15 protein-coding genes and 1 tRNA gene are annotated in these 13533 nt (G+C 67.0%); 10 read left to right on the forward strand and 6 right to left on the reverse strand.

Annotation, left to right across the window (positions count from 1 at the left end; genetic code table 11):
* Positions 1 to 648: 648 nt before the first annotated feature.
* Together PWG71_RS25920 and PWG71_RS25925 are read right to left on the reverse strand one after the other, a co-directional pair.
* Complete coding sequence (locus PWG71_RS25920; protein WP_274812639.1) at positions 649 to 1125, reverse strand: nitroreductase/quinone reductase family protein; 477 nt, start codon at positions 1123 to 1125, stop codon at positions 649 to 651.
* On the reverse strand, positions 1122 to 1901 hold the full coding sequence (locus PWG71_RS25925; protein ID WP_274812640.1) for a glucose 1-dehydrogenase: 780 nt from the start codon (positions 1899 to 1901) through the stop codon (positions 1122 to 1124). The genes PWG71_RS25920 and PWG71_RS25925 overlap by 4 nt, the downstream gene beginning before the upstream one ends.
* 141 nt (positions 1902 to 2042) lie before the next feature.
* On the opposite strand from PWG71_RS25925, the gene PWG71_RS25930 reads away from it, so the two are divergent.
* The 4 genes from PWG71_RS25930 to PWG71_RS25945 all read left to right on the forward strand — a co-directional run bounded on the left by PWG71_RS25930 (position 2043) and on the right by PWG71_RS25945 (position 5738).
* Entirely contained in the window at positions 2043 to 2687 is a 645-nt protein-coding gene (locus PWG71_RS25930; protein WP_274812641.1) for a TetR/AcrR family transcriptional regulator, read from the forward strand.
* 435 nt (positions 2688 to 3122) lie between these two features.
* The gene (locus tag PWG71_RS25935; RefSeq protein ID WP_274812642.1) at positions 3123 to 3590 is read left to right on the forward strand and encodes a hypothetical protein; all 468 of its coding nucleotides are present in this window, start codon (positions 3123 to 3125) and stop codon (positions 3588 to 3590) included.
* 162 nt (positions 3591 to 3752) lie between these two features.
* On the forward strand, positions 3753 to 4889 hold the full coding sequence (locus tag PWG71_RS25940) for an IS701 family transposase (RefSeq protein WP_274812707.1): 1137 nt from the start codon (positions 3753 to 3755) through the stop codon (positions 4887 to 4889).
* Between the two features lie 318 nt (positions 4890 to 5207).
* Positions 5208 to 5738, forward strand: a complete 531-nt coding sequence (locus tag PWG71_RS25945; RefSeq protein ID WP_274812643.1) for an NUDIX hydrolase — start codon at positions 5208 to 5210, stop codon at positions 5736 to 5738.
* Here PWG71_RS25945 and PWG71_RS25950 read toward each other — a convergent pair.
* Entirely contained in the window at positions 5725 to 6519 is a 795-nt protein-coding gene (locus PWG71_RS25950; RefSeq protein WP_274812644.1) for a hypothetical protein, read from the reverse strand. The two genes, PWG71_RS25945 and PWG71_RS25950, sit on opposite strands and share 14 nt — an antisense overlap.
* A gap of 766 nt (positions 6520 to 7285) precedes the next feature.
* Between PWG71_RS25950 and PWG71_RS25955 the strand changes: the two genes are divergently transcribed.
* The 4 genes from PWG71_RS25955 to PWG71_RS25970 all read left to right on the forward strand — a co-directional run bounded on the left by PWG71_RS25955 (position 7286) and on the right by PWG71_RS25970 (position 10368).
* A complete protein-coding gene (locus PWG71_RS25955; RefSeq protein ID WP_274812645.1) occupies positions 7286 to 7414 on the forward strand; it encodes an albusnodin family lasso peptide in 129 nt (42 codons plus the stop codon).
* Positions 7415 to 7487: 73 nt separating this feature from the next.
* Entirely contained in the window at positions 7488 to 9179 is a 1692-nt protein-coding gene (locus PWG71_RS25960; RefSeq protein WP_274812646.1) for an albusnodin/ikarugamycin family macrolactam cyclase, read from the forward strand.
* Positions 9180 to 9361: 182 nt separating this feature from the next.
* Entirely contained in the window at positions 9362 to 9796 is a 435-nt protein-coding gene (locus tag PWG71_RS25965) for a lasso peptide biosynthesis B2 protein (RefSeq protein ID WP_274812647.1), read from the forward strand.
* The gene (locus PWG71_RS25970) at positions 9793 to 10368 is read left to right on the forward strand and encodes a GNAT family N-acetyltransferase (RefSeq protein WP_274812648.1); all 576 of its coding nucleotides are present in this window, start codon (positions 9793 to 9795) and stop codon (positions 10366 to 10368) included. The genes PWG71_RS25965 and PWG71_RS25970 overlap by 4 nt, the downstream gene beginning before the upstream one ends.
* A gap of 37 nt (positions 10369 to 10405) precedes the next feature.
* Here PWG71_RS25970 and PWG71_RS25975 read toward each other — a convergent pair whose 3' ends face one another.
* A complete protein-coding gene (locus PWG71_RS25975) occupies positions 10406 to 10585 on the reverse strand; it encodes a DUF397 domain-containing protein (RefSeq protein ID WP_274812649.1) in 180 nt (59 codons plus the stop codon).
* 14 nt (positions 10586 to 10599) lie between these two features.
* Positions 10600 to 11454, reverse strand: a complete 855-nt coding sequence (locus PWG71_RS25980; protein ID WP_274812650.1) for a helix-turn-helix domain-containing protein — start codon at positions 11452 to 11454, stop codon at positions 10600 to 10602.
* Positions 11455 to 11653: 199 nt separating this feature from the next.
* Here PWG71_RS25980 and PWG71_RS25985 point away from each other — a divergent pair, with 199 nt between their 5' ends.
* Both PWG71_RS25985 and PWG71_RS25990 read left to right on the forward strand, forming a co-directional pair.
* Positions 11654 to 12136: an ATP-binding protein gene (locus PWG71_RS25985; protein WP_274812651.1), complete on the forward strand. Its 483-nt coding sequence runs from the start codon at positions 11654 to 11656 to the stop codon at positions 12134 to 12136.
* Between the two features lie 92 nt (positions 12137 to 12228).
* Positions 12229 to 12750 (forward strand): hypothetical protein, encoded by a 522-nt coding sequence (locus PWG71_RS25990; protein ID WP_274812652.1) that lies wholly within the window; start codon positions 12229 to 12231, stop codon positions 12748 to 12750.
* A gap of 554 nt (positions 12751 to 13304) precedes the next feature.
* Here the strand turns inward: PWG71_RS25990 and PWG71_RS25995 are convergent.
* Positions 13305 to 13377 (reverse strand) — tRNA-Lys (locus PWG71_RS25995).
* Positions 13378 to 13533 lie beyond the last annotated feature (156 nt).

Consider the following 13533-nt stretch of genomic DNA (forward strand, 5'->3'; position numbering starts at 1 on the left):
CTCACCCTGGAGTGGAGCTCCGGCCGTGTGGAAGGCAACGTGTGTCGGATCAAGGCGCTCAAGCGGCAGATGTTCGGCCGCGCCAAGCTCGACCTCCTGCGCAAACGCGTCCTGCTCGCGGCTTGAGGAGATCGCTTCACGGAGAATGCGCCAGAGCCAAAACACACTGGCCATTGACAACCCAGGCCTGCGACCTCAAAAACGGCCTCTGAACTGGGGTTTTGTGGGTAGGCCCCCAGGGGCTCGAACCCTGAACCCACGGATTAAAAGTCGGCGGGATGGTGGGCGTTTCGTCGAACTATGTGGTGCTTCGTTCTGCCCTGTCCGGGCCCCGTGATGTCACCGGAGACCACGGAAGACCACCGCAGACCAGGGGGTTCCGGAACACCGGAGCCACAACGGAGCCAATTCTGGTTCTTCAGGAGTACCGTCAAAATCCGCTGGCTACTCGAGGTGGGAGCGCATATCTGCTCGGTAGCTCTTTGCGTGTGTTGGTCTCGCCTCCGAGGCCGACCTGTTCTGCGACCCGATCCGGTCGTTCCTTCCCTGCGTGTGCGGGTCTCACCCAGGTCGGGGAGGTGTTCGAGTAGGCCGTTGATCGCTTCGGTCGGGCCGTTGGATGTGCCGGGTCTGTCGAAGGGTCCGTGATCACGGCTGATGGCGGAAACTGATGCGCATCAGCCGACTGTCGGCCCAGTCTTCGAGCCGAGTCGGCCGGATGGTGCCGGGGTCGTGGGGCTGATTGAGATCCGCGACGATTTCGGCCAGCACCGCCTGACGTTCAGCCGGGTCGGTGACAGGCGTGGCCCGTGCAGGCAGATCTGCGCGGATCCCGTTCTTGAGGTGGAAGGTGAAGTCGGGATTGGCGAGCAGGTTCGCGTGCCAGTCGGTCGCGGCACCGCCGGCGCCGCTACACAGGTAGGTGGTGCCCGCAGCTCGGTAGAAGAAGATCTCGATGCGGCGTGGCCGGCTGGTGCGGCGGCCTAGCGTCGTGATGTCGATGGTCCGTTCTCTGGTGCCCGCGGCGGGGGTGATCTCGATGGCTTGTCGGATGTGGTTGGGCAGGTGGGACAGGGACGAGTCCCGTGCGGAGTCGTTCGACCCGGTCATGTCTGGAGTGCTCATACGGTCTCGCTCTGAAGGGCGGGGCCGAGGAGGAGTCCACCGTCGATGACGTACTCCGACCCCGTGATGAACGACGCCTCTGATGAGGTGAGGAACAGGAGAAGACGGCTGACGTCGGTCGGCTCCCCAAGTCGGGGGATGGCGAACGGCTCGGGTGAGTAGAAGTCGGTGATTGCCGCGGTCGCGCCGACAGCTGGTTTGTGGATGAAGGGGGTCGAGATCACGCCGGGGTGGATGGTGTTCACCCGGATGTGGTCGCGGCCGAGCTCGAGCGCTGCCGTTTGGGTGAGGCCTCGCACAGCCCACTTGCTGGCGACGTAGGGCGCGTAGTGCGCCGTGCCGCCCAGGCCCATGGCTGAGGCGATGTTGACGATGGCCCCTCCGGCTGCGCGGCGCAGAGCCGGGACTGCGACCTTGATGCCGAGGAAGATCCCCGTGAGGTTGATATCGAGGATCCGCGACCACGTGGCCTGGTCCGTGTGTTCGATCAGTGCGGGCGGGTTCTGCACGCCCGCGTTGTTGACGAGCACATTCAGGGCGCCGAAGGCGCTCTCGGCGGCTAGCACAGCGGCGGCCCACGAGCTCTGGTCGGTAACGTCGAGGCGGACGAAGCGAGCGCGGGTTCCGAGCTCGTCGGCCAGAGCGGCGCCGCGTTCCGCGTCGATGTCGCCGATCACCACGTTCGCTCCCTCCGCGTGAAAGGCGCGCACGTGACTCGCTCCTTGGCCGCCGGTCCCACCGGTGACGAGCACGGTCTGGTTGTCGAAGCGGGGCATCAGATGTTCCTTACGTGGGTGAATGACCGGGATCACCAGTGATGAACCGACGGCCAGTGGTGAGTCGTTTGACTCACCATCGCTCTGACACTAGGTCGGCGACAGTGGCGAGTCAAGCCACTCACCTCGTATGCTTTGCCCATGAGCAGAGCCGTGACGACGTATCACCAGCGCGTCGCCCAAGAGAAGCGCGCGCTGATCGTGACGGCCGCGACCGCACTGTTTCTCGAGTTGGGCTACGACCGGACGTCGCTGGCGCGGATCGCAGAGTCCTCGGGCGTTTCGCGGGCCACCTTGTTCAAGCAGTTTCCGAGCAAAGCCGCCCTGTTCGACGCCATCGTGACCGAGTCCTGGTCGACCGCTGACGAGGAGGATCCTCCGCCAGCAGGCAACGTCGTTGACGGGCTCAGCATCATCGGTCGCCGTTACGCCGAGTTGTTAGGCCGCGCCCAGATGACCGACCTGTTCAGGATCGTCATCGCCGAGCTGCCGCGGTTCCCCGAGCTGGCCCATGCGCAGTTCTCGCACGGGAAGCTGCCCTACTTCGAGTCCCTACGCAGCTACCTCCAGGCTGAGCACGAGGCGGGAACGGTGCGGATCGAAGACGTGGACCTCGCAGCTACCCAGTTCCTGGGCATGATCTCCAACTACGTCTTCTGGCCGACACTTCTAGTGCCGGACTGGGAGGTGAGCGCCGAACGCACCGCTCAGGTAGTCGACGAGGCCGTCCGCACCATCGCCGCCCGGTACGCCGCGAATGGGCCAGGGCCATCGACCAACAGCTGAGTCCCACCACCACAAGGAGCTGATGCCTAAGCAATCGGGGCCGTCGGCACCAAGGACGTTCGCGCGGCACCCCGGGACGGACGCCGAAGGAGGGGAGTGCCGATGCGTTGACCCACCTCGATCGGCCGGTTACCGGACCCCTCTGTGTCAGACTGTGGCGGCGACCCTGCGGCGAGCGAGGGTCCTCCAGCTGGGCGAGCTTGTCGGCAAGGCCGACAGGGACAGGGGCGGGCATGGCAGACTGGGGGCGCAACGGAGTCCCTTGGAAGTCAGAGATGTGGAAGTCCCTGATCTTCTAGCGGGCTCCGTTGCTCGTTGGTGGGCGCTTCGACCGGATCGCTACAAGGCTGTGATCAGCGCCGATGGCTCACGATCCCGACTTTGAAACAGACCTGGGATGGGATGCCTCACGGGTCCGGCATGAAGGGAACCGCTGTGAAGCGACGGACGCTGATCGGGGTCATCGGGGTCGGGTTGGCGGTTCTACCTGTCGGATGGGCTCTGCGCCAGGCGGTGAACGGGACCAAGGAGGACTGGCGTACCGACACCGCACCTTTGGAGCGGGCGTTCCCCGGTCTGGGTTCGCTCACCGACGCCAAATGGGTGAGCACCCGGGACAACGATCGTCTCCTTCAGACGCCGGATCTGGTGTTCGCAGGCTTCGCCCGGCTGTCCCCGGGGAAACTCGATGAACTGACGACGTCTCACGCCTTCGTGTCCGAGGAACCGACCTTCGACTTCTCCTCTGGGTTCACGAAACCGCTTGCGGATGAGGGCCCGGACGACCCACAGTGGATCCGGTCACCCGAACTCGACCGCAGCAGCGACAACCACTCCACCAGCCTGTGGTTCGACCGCCGCAGTGACACCGTCCGCTTTTGGGCGAGCAACCCGTACGGCTAGTACTCCAGCCGCACTTGGAGATCTCGGTCTGAGCAACCCCCGGACATGAGACGGCCACCGCTGTGATCATGTGGGTGTGTTGGAACCAAACGATCGGCGGTGGCCGTGCCGCCCACTGTAGTAGAGGCCGACCCCGACGCGTGGGCGAACGAGTTCGACGACCTGTTCTCCCAGGTCGTAGCGCCCTTCTTCGGCCGCCGGGAACCCCGGTTGCGCGCCCGCTCCTACCTGCTGGGCCTGCTCAGCTCCCTGGAGCGCAAGAACGGCTGGTCCCTGGCCGAGTACGCCAGCGATGCGACACCGGACGGGATGCAGCGGCTGCTCAACCACGCCCGCTGGGACGCCGAACAGGTCCGCGACGCCCTGCGCGCCCAGGTGGGAGAACGCCTCGGCCACCTGGACGGGGTGCTGGTCGTGGACGACACCGGGTTCGAGAAGAAAGGACGCCGCTCAGCCGGGGTACAGCGTCAGTACACCGGTACCGCGGGCAAGATCACCAACTGCCAGATCGGGGTGTTCTGCTCCTATGTCGACCCCGACCGGCAGCGGGTGCTCATCGACCGGGAGCTGTACCTGCCCCGGTCCTGGTTCACCGACCCCGACCGACTCACCGACGCAGGAGTCCCCGAACGCGCGCACTTCGCGACCAAACCGGAGCTGGCCTGGGCCATGATCGAGCGGGCCGCCGACGACCCGTTGCTGTCGTTCGCCTGGATCACCGCCGATGAGGCCTACGGCGACAACACCCGCCTGCGTGAGCGCTGCCGTGACCGGGGGCTGAGCCACGTCATGGCCGTCTCCCGTGACCACCGCCTGGTCCTGGGCGGGGTCAGGACCAGGGCCGACACCGTTGTCTCGCTGCTGGCCCCTGATGCGTGGCAGCGCTATGCCTGCGGGGACGGTGCCAAGGGCCGCCGGTTCTACGACTGGGCGTGGATCGGCCTGGGCGGGCACGCGTGGGTGCTGGCCCGCCGCTCGATCAGCGACCCCACGGACCTGGCGTTCTACCGGTGCTGGTCGGTGCGGCCGGTCGCCTTGTCGGAGCTGGTGCGGGTGGCCGGGGCCCGGTGGAGTGTGGAAGAGGTGTTCCAGACGACCAAGAACGAGGTGGGGTTGGATCACTACCAGGTCCGCACGCACACCGCCTGGTACCGGCACATCACGCTGGCGATGGTGGCCCACGCCCACCTGGCCTTCCTCGCCGCCGATCCGCCACCCGGTCGGGAGGGTCCGGTCGGCGAGGAAACCGATGGCCTCGCCACACAGGGGGCCCGGCCCGTGGGGACGATCGCCGCGTGAGGGGCCGGGCGGTGACGATCCGGGCGAGCTGATCGGGCTGACCGTCAACGAGATCCGCCGCCTGCACGCCCACTACCACCGACCCGATCATGCCTGGTCACACCGGGTCCGCTGGTCGCGGTGGAGACGCCGCCATCAGGCGCGGGCTCGTCGCTGCCACTACCAGCGGCAAAGACGCCTGATCGATCACTAAGTGCGGCTGGAGTACTAGAAGAAGCCATCGTGGGGCCTCGCCAATGGCCGACCACGGCTGCCCACTCGCACGCAGGGACGGCAAGCGGCGGTGACGCTAGTACCGTGCTGGCCTAGGGTGCCGGTGTGAGCACCCAATGGACGATCCACGGTGAGAAGCTCGTGGACCAGAACCGGCACATCCGTCTCTCCACCGTCGATATCACCCTCCCCGACGGGGTGTCCTTCACCCAGTACGTCGTTGCCATGCCGCCAGCCGCGATGACCCTGGTAGTGAACGAGCAGCGCGAAGTCCTGTTGATGCGGCGGCACCGATTCATCATCGACCGGTGGGTGTGGGAGCTGCCCGGCGGCTACGTCGACGGCGTCGAGAACATCGAAGCAGCGGCGGCGCGTGAGGTCGAGGAAGAGACGGGATGGCGGCCTCGCTCGATCGAACACCTGGTGACCTTCCAGCCAGCCATCGGGTCGGTCGACCAACCCCAGATCATCTTCCTGGCCCGAGGCGCCGACCTCACCGACACGGCGCCGGACATCAACGAGGCCCAGGAAGTCCGTTGGTGGCCGTTGGAGGAAGCGGTGGAAATGATCGCCCGAGGGGAGATCATCGGTGCCTCTACCGTGGTCGCCTTGTATCGGGCTCTCACCTTGGTGTGAGTTCCTCGGCCCGCGTCGTGAACTCCTCCACCGTGGGCAGACCCTCATGGGGGCGGAGTCGGTGCCGAAGGCGACGCAGGTAGGACAGAGCGCGTTGTGACTGTAACCCCTCCACCAAATCCAGGGCCATCCCGCCGACCCGTACCGCCTCCTCTGGTTCGTCAGTAGCGCGGGCCGTGGCGAGCATCAAGAGATTGAACGTCTTGCCGCGCACATAGTCGGTGTTCATCTTCAGAGACTGTGCCGCGTATGCGGCGGTCTGAGAGTCGTTGCCGAGGGCGAGGAAACAATGTGCGACCTTGGCCGCGAGGTAGGCATGGTCGAAATAGGCGAGCCACTCCGGCGGGTCAGGGGCATCCGCCTCGAACGCCTTCACCCCTGCCCGCAGGGATCGGGACGTGGCACGCGGGTCCGAGAGTCCCGCGTGCCCGTGTGCTTCGATGAGGTGGCATTCCGCCGCGAGTGCGGGATGCCCTGACCGGTGAGCGGCGGACTGTGCTGCTCTCGCCAGGTCCACGGCCTCAGCCGACCGACCAATGTAGGTGGCTTGGTGCCCCATGGCCGCGAGGATCTCGGCACATAAACCGTCGTCACCGGCTGTCTGGGCCATTCTCAGAGCTTGGATCAGATACCGCTGGGCAAGGCCGTGTTCCTCACAGTCGTACGCCATCCAGCCGACGGTCTTCGTGAGTTCGGCAGCCGCAGAGAACAAATCCCTACCGACTTCTTCCTTGTAAGTACCGCGCAGCAAAGGAGCGACGTTGGCGTCAAGGTACTGCACAACAGTGCTTCGGATACGGCCTCCACCGACGCGATTGTCCAGGTCACGGAAAGCGCGTGTCATCTGCCGGATGGCCGAGATCTCTGGACGTCCGACACGGATCCGGCCACGGTGGGATGGGCCAGCCGTAGAAGGCTGGGTGAGCCACCGCACGGTCGCTTTGGGATAAGCCGCCGTAGAGTACCCACTGAGAAGATCGCGCCGATGCTCCCCGTCATCGCGGTAAAGCTGGCTGGCCGAACTGATTCCCGCAGTCCAGGAGAGGGTGAACTCGAGAGTTCGGCTTTCGTCGGTGGGAAGCCCACAATCCTCAGGAAGCACCGGACGGCCCAACGCCTCAGAAAGGACTCCAGCGATGATCGCAGGGGTCGGCCGCTGTGGCCGCTCCCCCGACAACCACCGGCGGACACTGTTGTGATCGTAGGAGAAGGCCAGCCCCTGCTCCTTACCCCGGGCCACCACTCTTCGAGCGAGCCCTTTGGCTGGCATTCCGGCCTCGTCCAAGAGTTCTGAGAGCTGGGTGTTTGGTTTTTTTGGAGCACGCGCCATAGCTTTCCCCACTGGTCCGGGTCAAAAGCAGTGTGGCACGCCTGCCTTCCCAGAGGCGGAGATTCAGAGAATCGCACTCCCATCCTGCACTCCTGTGTCTCGGAAGCGCGCTCATCTCCCTGCAACAAGCCTCCACGAAAGCTGCCAAGTAACAGAACGTAGAACCGTCGATCGCCACGTAGGCGGAAGGTTCACAAAAGTGGAGAAGCGAGTGCGGATGGACACCCCAGAGGCGGAGGCCCGAGAGCTCTCCGAAGAGGTGCTGGTGGAGCTCGGCGACGCCGCCGACCTGACGCTCGGCCAGGGCCGGGCCCAGAACGAGAACAAGCGCAACCCCTACAACTGACTCGCCGAGGCGTCCACGGCCGTTGCCTCCGCGCGGCGGACGTGGACGCTCTCCCGAACGGATAAGGATCGCCATGTGGTTCGGTGGTTCCACCGGCCCCATTCCCCTACGTCCTGCGAACGCCGTCCCGGTGAGCCCGAACGTCCCCGGGGTGTGGATGAGCACCGAGTGGCCCGAGCGCGAACTCGTCACCGCTGCGCATGGTGAACGGCATGTCCTGGTGTTCGGCACCTGTGCCGTCGAGTCCGCCGAGCTTCACCGGGCCACGGCGCCGGCCGTCCCCGGCGATGTGGCCTGGCGGTGGCCGGGAAGCTATGTGGTGGTCGAGGTGACCCCCGGGTCCGTCACTCTGTGGACGGATCTGACCTCGGCACTGCCTCTCTACATCCGCAGAACCGAGGACAGGGTGTTGTGGGCTTCGAGTTCCCGGCTCCTGGCCGGGCTGTACGGCTCTGTTGAGGTCGACCTCGCCAAGGTGGTGGAGCGGCTGATCGGCCCCGACACGGCAGAGCATGGCACCGGTTCGTACTTCACCGGGGCCGAGAGGGTTCCCGCCGGGCACCGACTCGTCCTCAGCAAAGGCACTGAACCTGTGGCAGGGCGGGTGTGGGAACCCAAGGATGTCGGCTCCGGTCATGGAGAGCGGTTGCGGTCGGCGCTGGAAGGGGCCGTGGCGGTTCGTGTGGACCGCGCCGCGAGGCCCAGCACGGACTTCTCCGGTGGCTTCGACTCCACGGCACTCGGCCTCCTGGCCGCCGAACGACTGGCGCCGCGCGGCCGAGAGATCGTCGGGGTGACCGTGCACCCTGACGGTGTACTCTACGGCGGCGACCTGGACTACGCCCGCGAAGCGGCGCAGCATCCCGCAGTGCTCCACCGCCTCCTCCCCTTGGGTCGGGAGCATTCCCCCTATGGCGGCCTGGACTGTGTTCCACCCACCGACGAACCCGCACCGTCGACGGTCTCGTACGCCTACTTCTCCGCCCAGTTGCGGTGGCTGTCGCAGGAAGTCGACTCGGACATGCACATGACCGGCGATGGCGGAGACGCCCTGCTACTGACTCCCCCGTACCAACTGGTGGAACTGCTGCACCGAGGACGGGTGCGGCACGCTTTCCAGGAGGCCGTCCGGTGGGCCCACGTCCGCAGGATGTCGGTCCTCAACGCCTTGCGGGCAGCCCGTTCCAGGGCGGACCCCGATCCCGTACCGACCTGGGTACGAATCACCTCGCCCGTACCGCAGGGCGTCGAGGATGCCTCGCCCCGGGGACGAACACGCCGGATGCTGGAGCGGACCATGATCCACGCCGGGCGCACCGCGCGAGCGGATGTGCAGCTGGCCCAGGCTGCCGGGGTCCCCCTGCACAACCCCTACTTCGACTCCCAGGTGGTGAACGCCTACCTGAGCGTCCCCATGGAGGACCTGCCCGGCCCGGCTCGCTACAAGCCGGTCATGGCCGACGCGATGCGGGACCTGTTCCCCGCAAAGCTGTTGGCGCGCACCACCAAGGGCGACGCCTCCAGTGACCACCACGAGGGGCTGCGGCGATCCCTGCCCTTCCTGATGGAGTTCGTGGACGGCCACCTGGCCCAGGAGGGGCTGATCAACGTGTCCGCTCTACGTAACTCGCTGTCCCGTGCCGCACTGGGCATCGGTGAGGAGCTGGCGCAGATCGAGTCCACGGTGGCGACCGAGGCATGGTTGCGCACAGCACACCGCGCTCCAGCCCCCGAATGGTTCCCGGACAAGGCGGTTTTGCAATGACTCCGGCTACTGAAGAACGTGCCTGCGACCTCGGCTCCGCAACGGTGGTCGTCCACTACAGGACAGGGACGGTGCGGGTCCTTTCCCCAGCGGCTGCCCGGAAGTGGAGAACAGATCGCGATTCCGCGGCGATGGTGGCCGGCCATCGGTGGGAACCGAGCTGGGGCGTACAGGAGCTGCCCATGGGCTTCTCGGAATTCCCCAGCGTCCCCGCGCGGTACCGGATCGCCGCAACCGTGGCCCTGCCCGTCTCCCTGGCCGTCATGCGGGCCGGACCGCGCTCGGCTCGGATGGGCCGCATGGTGCGTCTGGTCCGGGCATGGCGCGGCGGCGGCCGGATGGCCACGCTTCCAGAGGCGGAGAACGCCGTCCATGCCGTACGGCGGCTCGGCCTGTTCTCGCCCGTGCGGGTCGCCTGCTTGGAAGAATCGGTCGCCGTGGTGGTGGCACTCGCCCTGCTCGGCAAGCGAGTGCGCTGGCACCACGGAGTGATCACCGACCCCATCCGCCTGCACGCCTGGGTCGAGGCCGAAGGCCTGCCCGTGGCCGAACCGGAGAGCACTCGCAGGTGCACGGCCCTGTTGACCATCACCCCCACCTCGGAGGAGAACACGTGAGTGAACCGTTGATCTGGCTGCGTGGCGACAGGGCCGGGATCGGCCCGTTACGCGCCGATCTCGTGGAGGAGTACTGGCGGTGGGAGCAGTCGATCCCGACGATCGTCGGCTACAACCGGCAGACACCACAGCCGGTGGAGAGCACCCGGGACATCCTTCTGGAGGGCTACGCGCGGGCATCGGACCGGGAGTTGCGGTTCACCGTCTACGGCCTGACCGGGCAGGAGCCTCGCCCCGTGGGCCTGGCCCAGGTGTACATCGACCAGATGCGCCGCAACGGCGAGTACGTGGTGGCCCTGGGCGAGTCCCGCGGCAAGGGTGTGGGAACGGAGGCCACCCGCCTGGTGCTGGACTACGCCTTCCACGTCACCAATCTGCGGTGCGTGTACCTCACCGTCCTCGCCCCGAACACCGGAGCCATCCGTGCCTATGAGAAGGCCGGGTTCAAGCGCCAGGGCGTGCGGCGCAACTCCAACCAGTGGCTCGGCGAGACCGTGGACGAGGTGCTCATGGACGCGATCCCCGAGGAGTTCGAGGGATCCTCACTGGTCAAAGCCCAGTTCCAACGGTGAACGCCCGGTGCCCGCCGGCCTCGGCGGGCACCAGCGGTCAGTCGGTGTTCAGGCCACCGAGGAAGTGCGCCCACGAGCCCGGGGTGAAGTCCAGCGGCTGCACGTGGAGGTTCTGGTTGTCGCGCACGCGCGTCACCGGGCCTTCGGAGACCTCCACGCAGGTCCCGGCCTCGTTGCTGTAACTGGACTTGTGCCAGGGCGTGCTCTGGGTGCTCATGTGGGGAACCTTCCTCAGTCGAGTTCGGCGATCCGGGACCGGATCAGGTCGCGGGACCTCTCGGGGGACAGCGCCGCCGCCCGGAGGTGGTGGGACCTCAGCTCATGGTGTTGCACGTCCTCCGGGGCGTCGAACAGCAGCCCCTGGGGAGGCACGTCCACGTGGCCGACCTGGTCGTCCCCGAGCCAGAGCAGGCTGAAGCCGTAGTTGAGGCTCATGCCCTCGGCCTGCGGCAGGATCTGGAGGTCGATCCTGGGGTGGTCGCTCAGCTCCAGGAGGTGTGTCAGTTGGGCGCGCATCGTGCCGGGGCCGCCGACCTGGCAGGTGAGGACGGGTTCGTCGATCACCCACCACATCTGCGGCGGTTCGTCGCGGTGCAGGATGCTGTGGGCGCGCTCCAGGCGGGCTTGGGTCCTGCGCTCGCGCTCGGCCTCGTCGGGAACGGCGCCCCGACCCATGAGAGCGCGGATGTAGTCGGGGTGCTGGGCCAGGCCGCCGAACAGGCCGATCGTGTACTCGAAGATCTGCCCGGCCTCGTACTCCAGCGGGTAGTAGGCGCCGCCGGGGACATCCTCGTAGGCGTTCCACCAGGCGGAGGTGCGGTTGCGGCTGGCGGCCTTGGCGATGTGGGCCAATTCCTCACGGAGATCGTCGGCCGCTTTGTAGAGGCGGCAGAGAGCGTCGATCTCCGGGCTGCTCAGACGCTTCCACTTGCCGTTCTCCATGCGGGAGACCTTGGACTTGTGCCAGCCCATCTCCTCGGCGGCCTCTTCCTGGGACAGGCCGGTCTGCACCCGTAGCCGCTTGAGCTGGCTGACCAGGTAGTGCCTGCGGGCGGGGGAACCGTGCGCGGGAGTGCCCTCGGGCATCTCCACCTCCTGTCCGTCGCGATACCGGCGCTGTCATCTTCCCACCCAGGGGAAGCACGCATTATCACTCATTGTACGCAAATCAACTTGCTGCGCTTGTAATTTGCGTTGTTGCAAATCATGATGGATGCACAGCGGGCCGGAAGTGAGCGGCGACGCGGCCCGCTTCGCATCGGTGACGACAGCGAGGTGATGTGCGGTGCACGAAGTCATGTGCGTCTGGAGGCGCCCGGGACCGGAGGACGTGGGTCTGGCCCGGTGTCTCACGGACGGGGCACTGGCGGCGGCAGGGGTGGACGAGGCAGGGCTGGGCGTGGCCCGGCTGGCGGTGAGTGAGGCGTTCACGAACGCCCTGCTGCACGGCCGCCCCGAGGTCGGTGTGGAGGTCTGGGCGCGACCGGGCCGCTGCGGGGTGGTCGAGGTGTACGACACCGGGCCGACCGTGCCGGTGTTCCCCCAGCCGGAGGAGCTGGCCTGGGTGACCGGCGACCACGGACGCGGGCTCGGGCTGATCCGGGCGTTCACGCGCGAGGCGTGCGGGGCCTACGCCTGCGGTGTGGGCAAGCGGGTGTGGTTCGCGGTGGCGATGGACGGCCGTGCCCTGGACGTGCACCGCACCCGCGCACTGGTGGAGGGACGCGCCCGCCTGCGGGCACCGCGCTCCACGGCGCTCCTGGCGTGAACACCCCCGCGACCCTGAAAACGAAGCGCCCCGGCTGGTGCTGGCACACCGGCCGGGGCGTGATCCCCACCTGACACCAGCAGGAGGAAATCATGCGTCACCCTACTACCGGCCGTCACCGTCGGCCCTGCGACAGCATGGCCGGGCGCGTGTGGGCCCTGACCGCAGCGCTACTGGCCACAGCCCTGGCCACGATCTTCAGTCCACGGCTGGACCGTCCCACCCAAGTACCCCGCGCATTGCCCGCAGCGCCGACGCCCGGCGGCAACCCCGGGCACGTTAAGCAAGGCCGTGACCTGCTCTCCGACCCGCCCGGCTTCCCGGAGCAGAGCGTCTGGGCGGCCGGGGCGTCCGCATCCCCGACTCGCTGGGAGCAGGCCTACCGCGACCGCTCAACACCGTTCGCAGGGGAGGATGTGGTGGACGCCGACCCCGACCAGATCGCCGGAGCCCTGGTACGCCCCTACCTCGACCTTGCCGCGGTTCCCCGACCGCGCTCGGCCGAGCCGAGCGACTACCCGGCCAGGTCCTCGGCTGTGGAGTCCGAACCGGTGGAGGACGAGTTCGCCGAGCTGGCCGACCGCATTCGCACTTACCTGGCCATAAGGAACTGAAACGCTATTTATCGGGGGTGGGCCTGTGGCAGGGCCTGTGACTGGGCCTTCCAGAGGGCCTGTGACCGGGCCGATAGGTGGGCCCATTAGTACGGCCCGCCCCGTGCGCGTTATCAGTGCAGGTAGAAGCCGCTTCGGGTGGGCCCTTCGCAATCCAGACACATACCCAAGTGGGCAGTTCCTCTTCACGTAGGGCGGGGCGGCGACCAAGGGCGAAGGCCCCGTCCAGCCCTCTCAGACGCCAACGACAGCGGTTCGGGCTGGGGCGATGTGCGGCATTCAGCGGGCCTGCACGTCCACAGCACGTACCAGGACCACCAACGGGTGTTCAGCGGCGCAGCGGGCGCTGGTGGACGTACGTGGGCTCGTGTCCGGGGCCGGGGCGGGAACGGCGTGACGGCGCCCCGGCGGAAGAGCGCGGAGCGAGGATGCTCGGGAGGTGGGAGGCACGGTCAAGACAAAAGAGCGAGCTCCGAGCAATCAGCGGGCACCTGGAACGAGAAGAACCCAGGACCGAGACCTCAAAAATGGCCTCTGACCTGGGGTTTTGTGGGTAGGCCCCCAGGGGCTCGAACCCTGAACCCACGGATTAAAAGTCCGTTGCTCTGCCAATTGAGCTAGAGGCCCGTGACCGACCCGCGTGAGCAGGGCTGACGCCACCGAGGCCAGAGTCTACCGGATACCACTGCGGGCACACAGCCGAGTATCCACCGCCCGCGAACACGCGCCCTCCCTACGCCACCGGTCTTCCGCGCTCCCGACCGCTTCGGCGCGCCGTCGAGT

It is taken from the genome of Nocardiopsis sp. N85 (assembly GCF_028882275.1).
In the GTDB taxonomy this organism is placed as follows: domain Bacteria; phylum Actinomycetota; class Actinomycetes; order Streptosporangiales; family Streptosporangiaceae; genus Nocardiopsis; species Nocardiopsis lambiniae.

Excerpts from the sequence above, each read along its gene's own strand:
- PWG71_RS25955 (WP_274812645.1), top strand. The coding sequence starts at position 7,286 with ATGGACACCCCAGAGGCGGAGGCCCGAGAGCTCTCCGAAGAGGTGCTG.
- PWG71_RS25960 (WP_274812646.1), top strand. The coding sequence starts at position 7,488 with ATGTGGTTCGGTGGTTCCACCGGCCCCATTCCCCTACGTCCTGCGAAC.
- PWG71_RS25925 (WP_274812640.1), bottom strand. The coding sequence starts at position 1,901 with ATGCCCCGCTTCGACAACCAGACCGTGCTCGTCACCGGTGGGACCGGC.
- PWG71_RS25965 (WP_274812647.1), top strand. The coding sequence starts at position 9,362 with ATGGGCTTCTCGGAATTCCCCAGCGTCCCCGCGCGGTACCGGATCGCC.
- PWG71_RS25990 (WP_274812652.1), top strand. The coding sequence starts at position 12,229 with ATGCGTCACCCTACTACCGGCCGTCACCGTCGGCCCTGCGACAGCATG.
- PWG71_RS25975 (WP_274812649.1), bottom strand. The coding sequence starts at position 10,585 with ATGAGCACCCAGAGCACGCCCTGGCACAAGTCCAGTTACAGCAACGAG.
- PWG71_RS25920 (WP_274812639.1), bottom strand. The coding sequence starts at position 1,125 with ATGAGCACTCCAGACATGACCGGGTCGAACGACTCCGCACGGGACTCG.
- PWG71_RS25980 (WP_274812650.1), bottom strand. The coding sequence starts at position 11,454 with ATGCCCGAGGGCACTCCCGCGCACGGTTCCCCCGCCCGCAGGCACTAC.
- PWG71_RS25930 (WP_274812641.1), top strand. The coding sequence starts at position 2,043 with ATGAGCAGAGCCGTGACGACGTATCACCAGCGCGTCGCCCAAGAGAAG.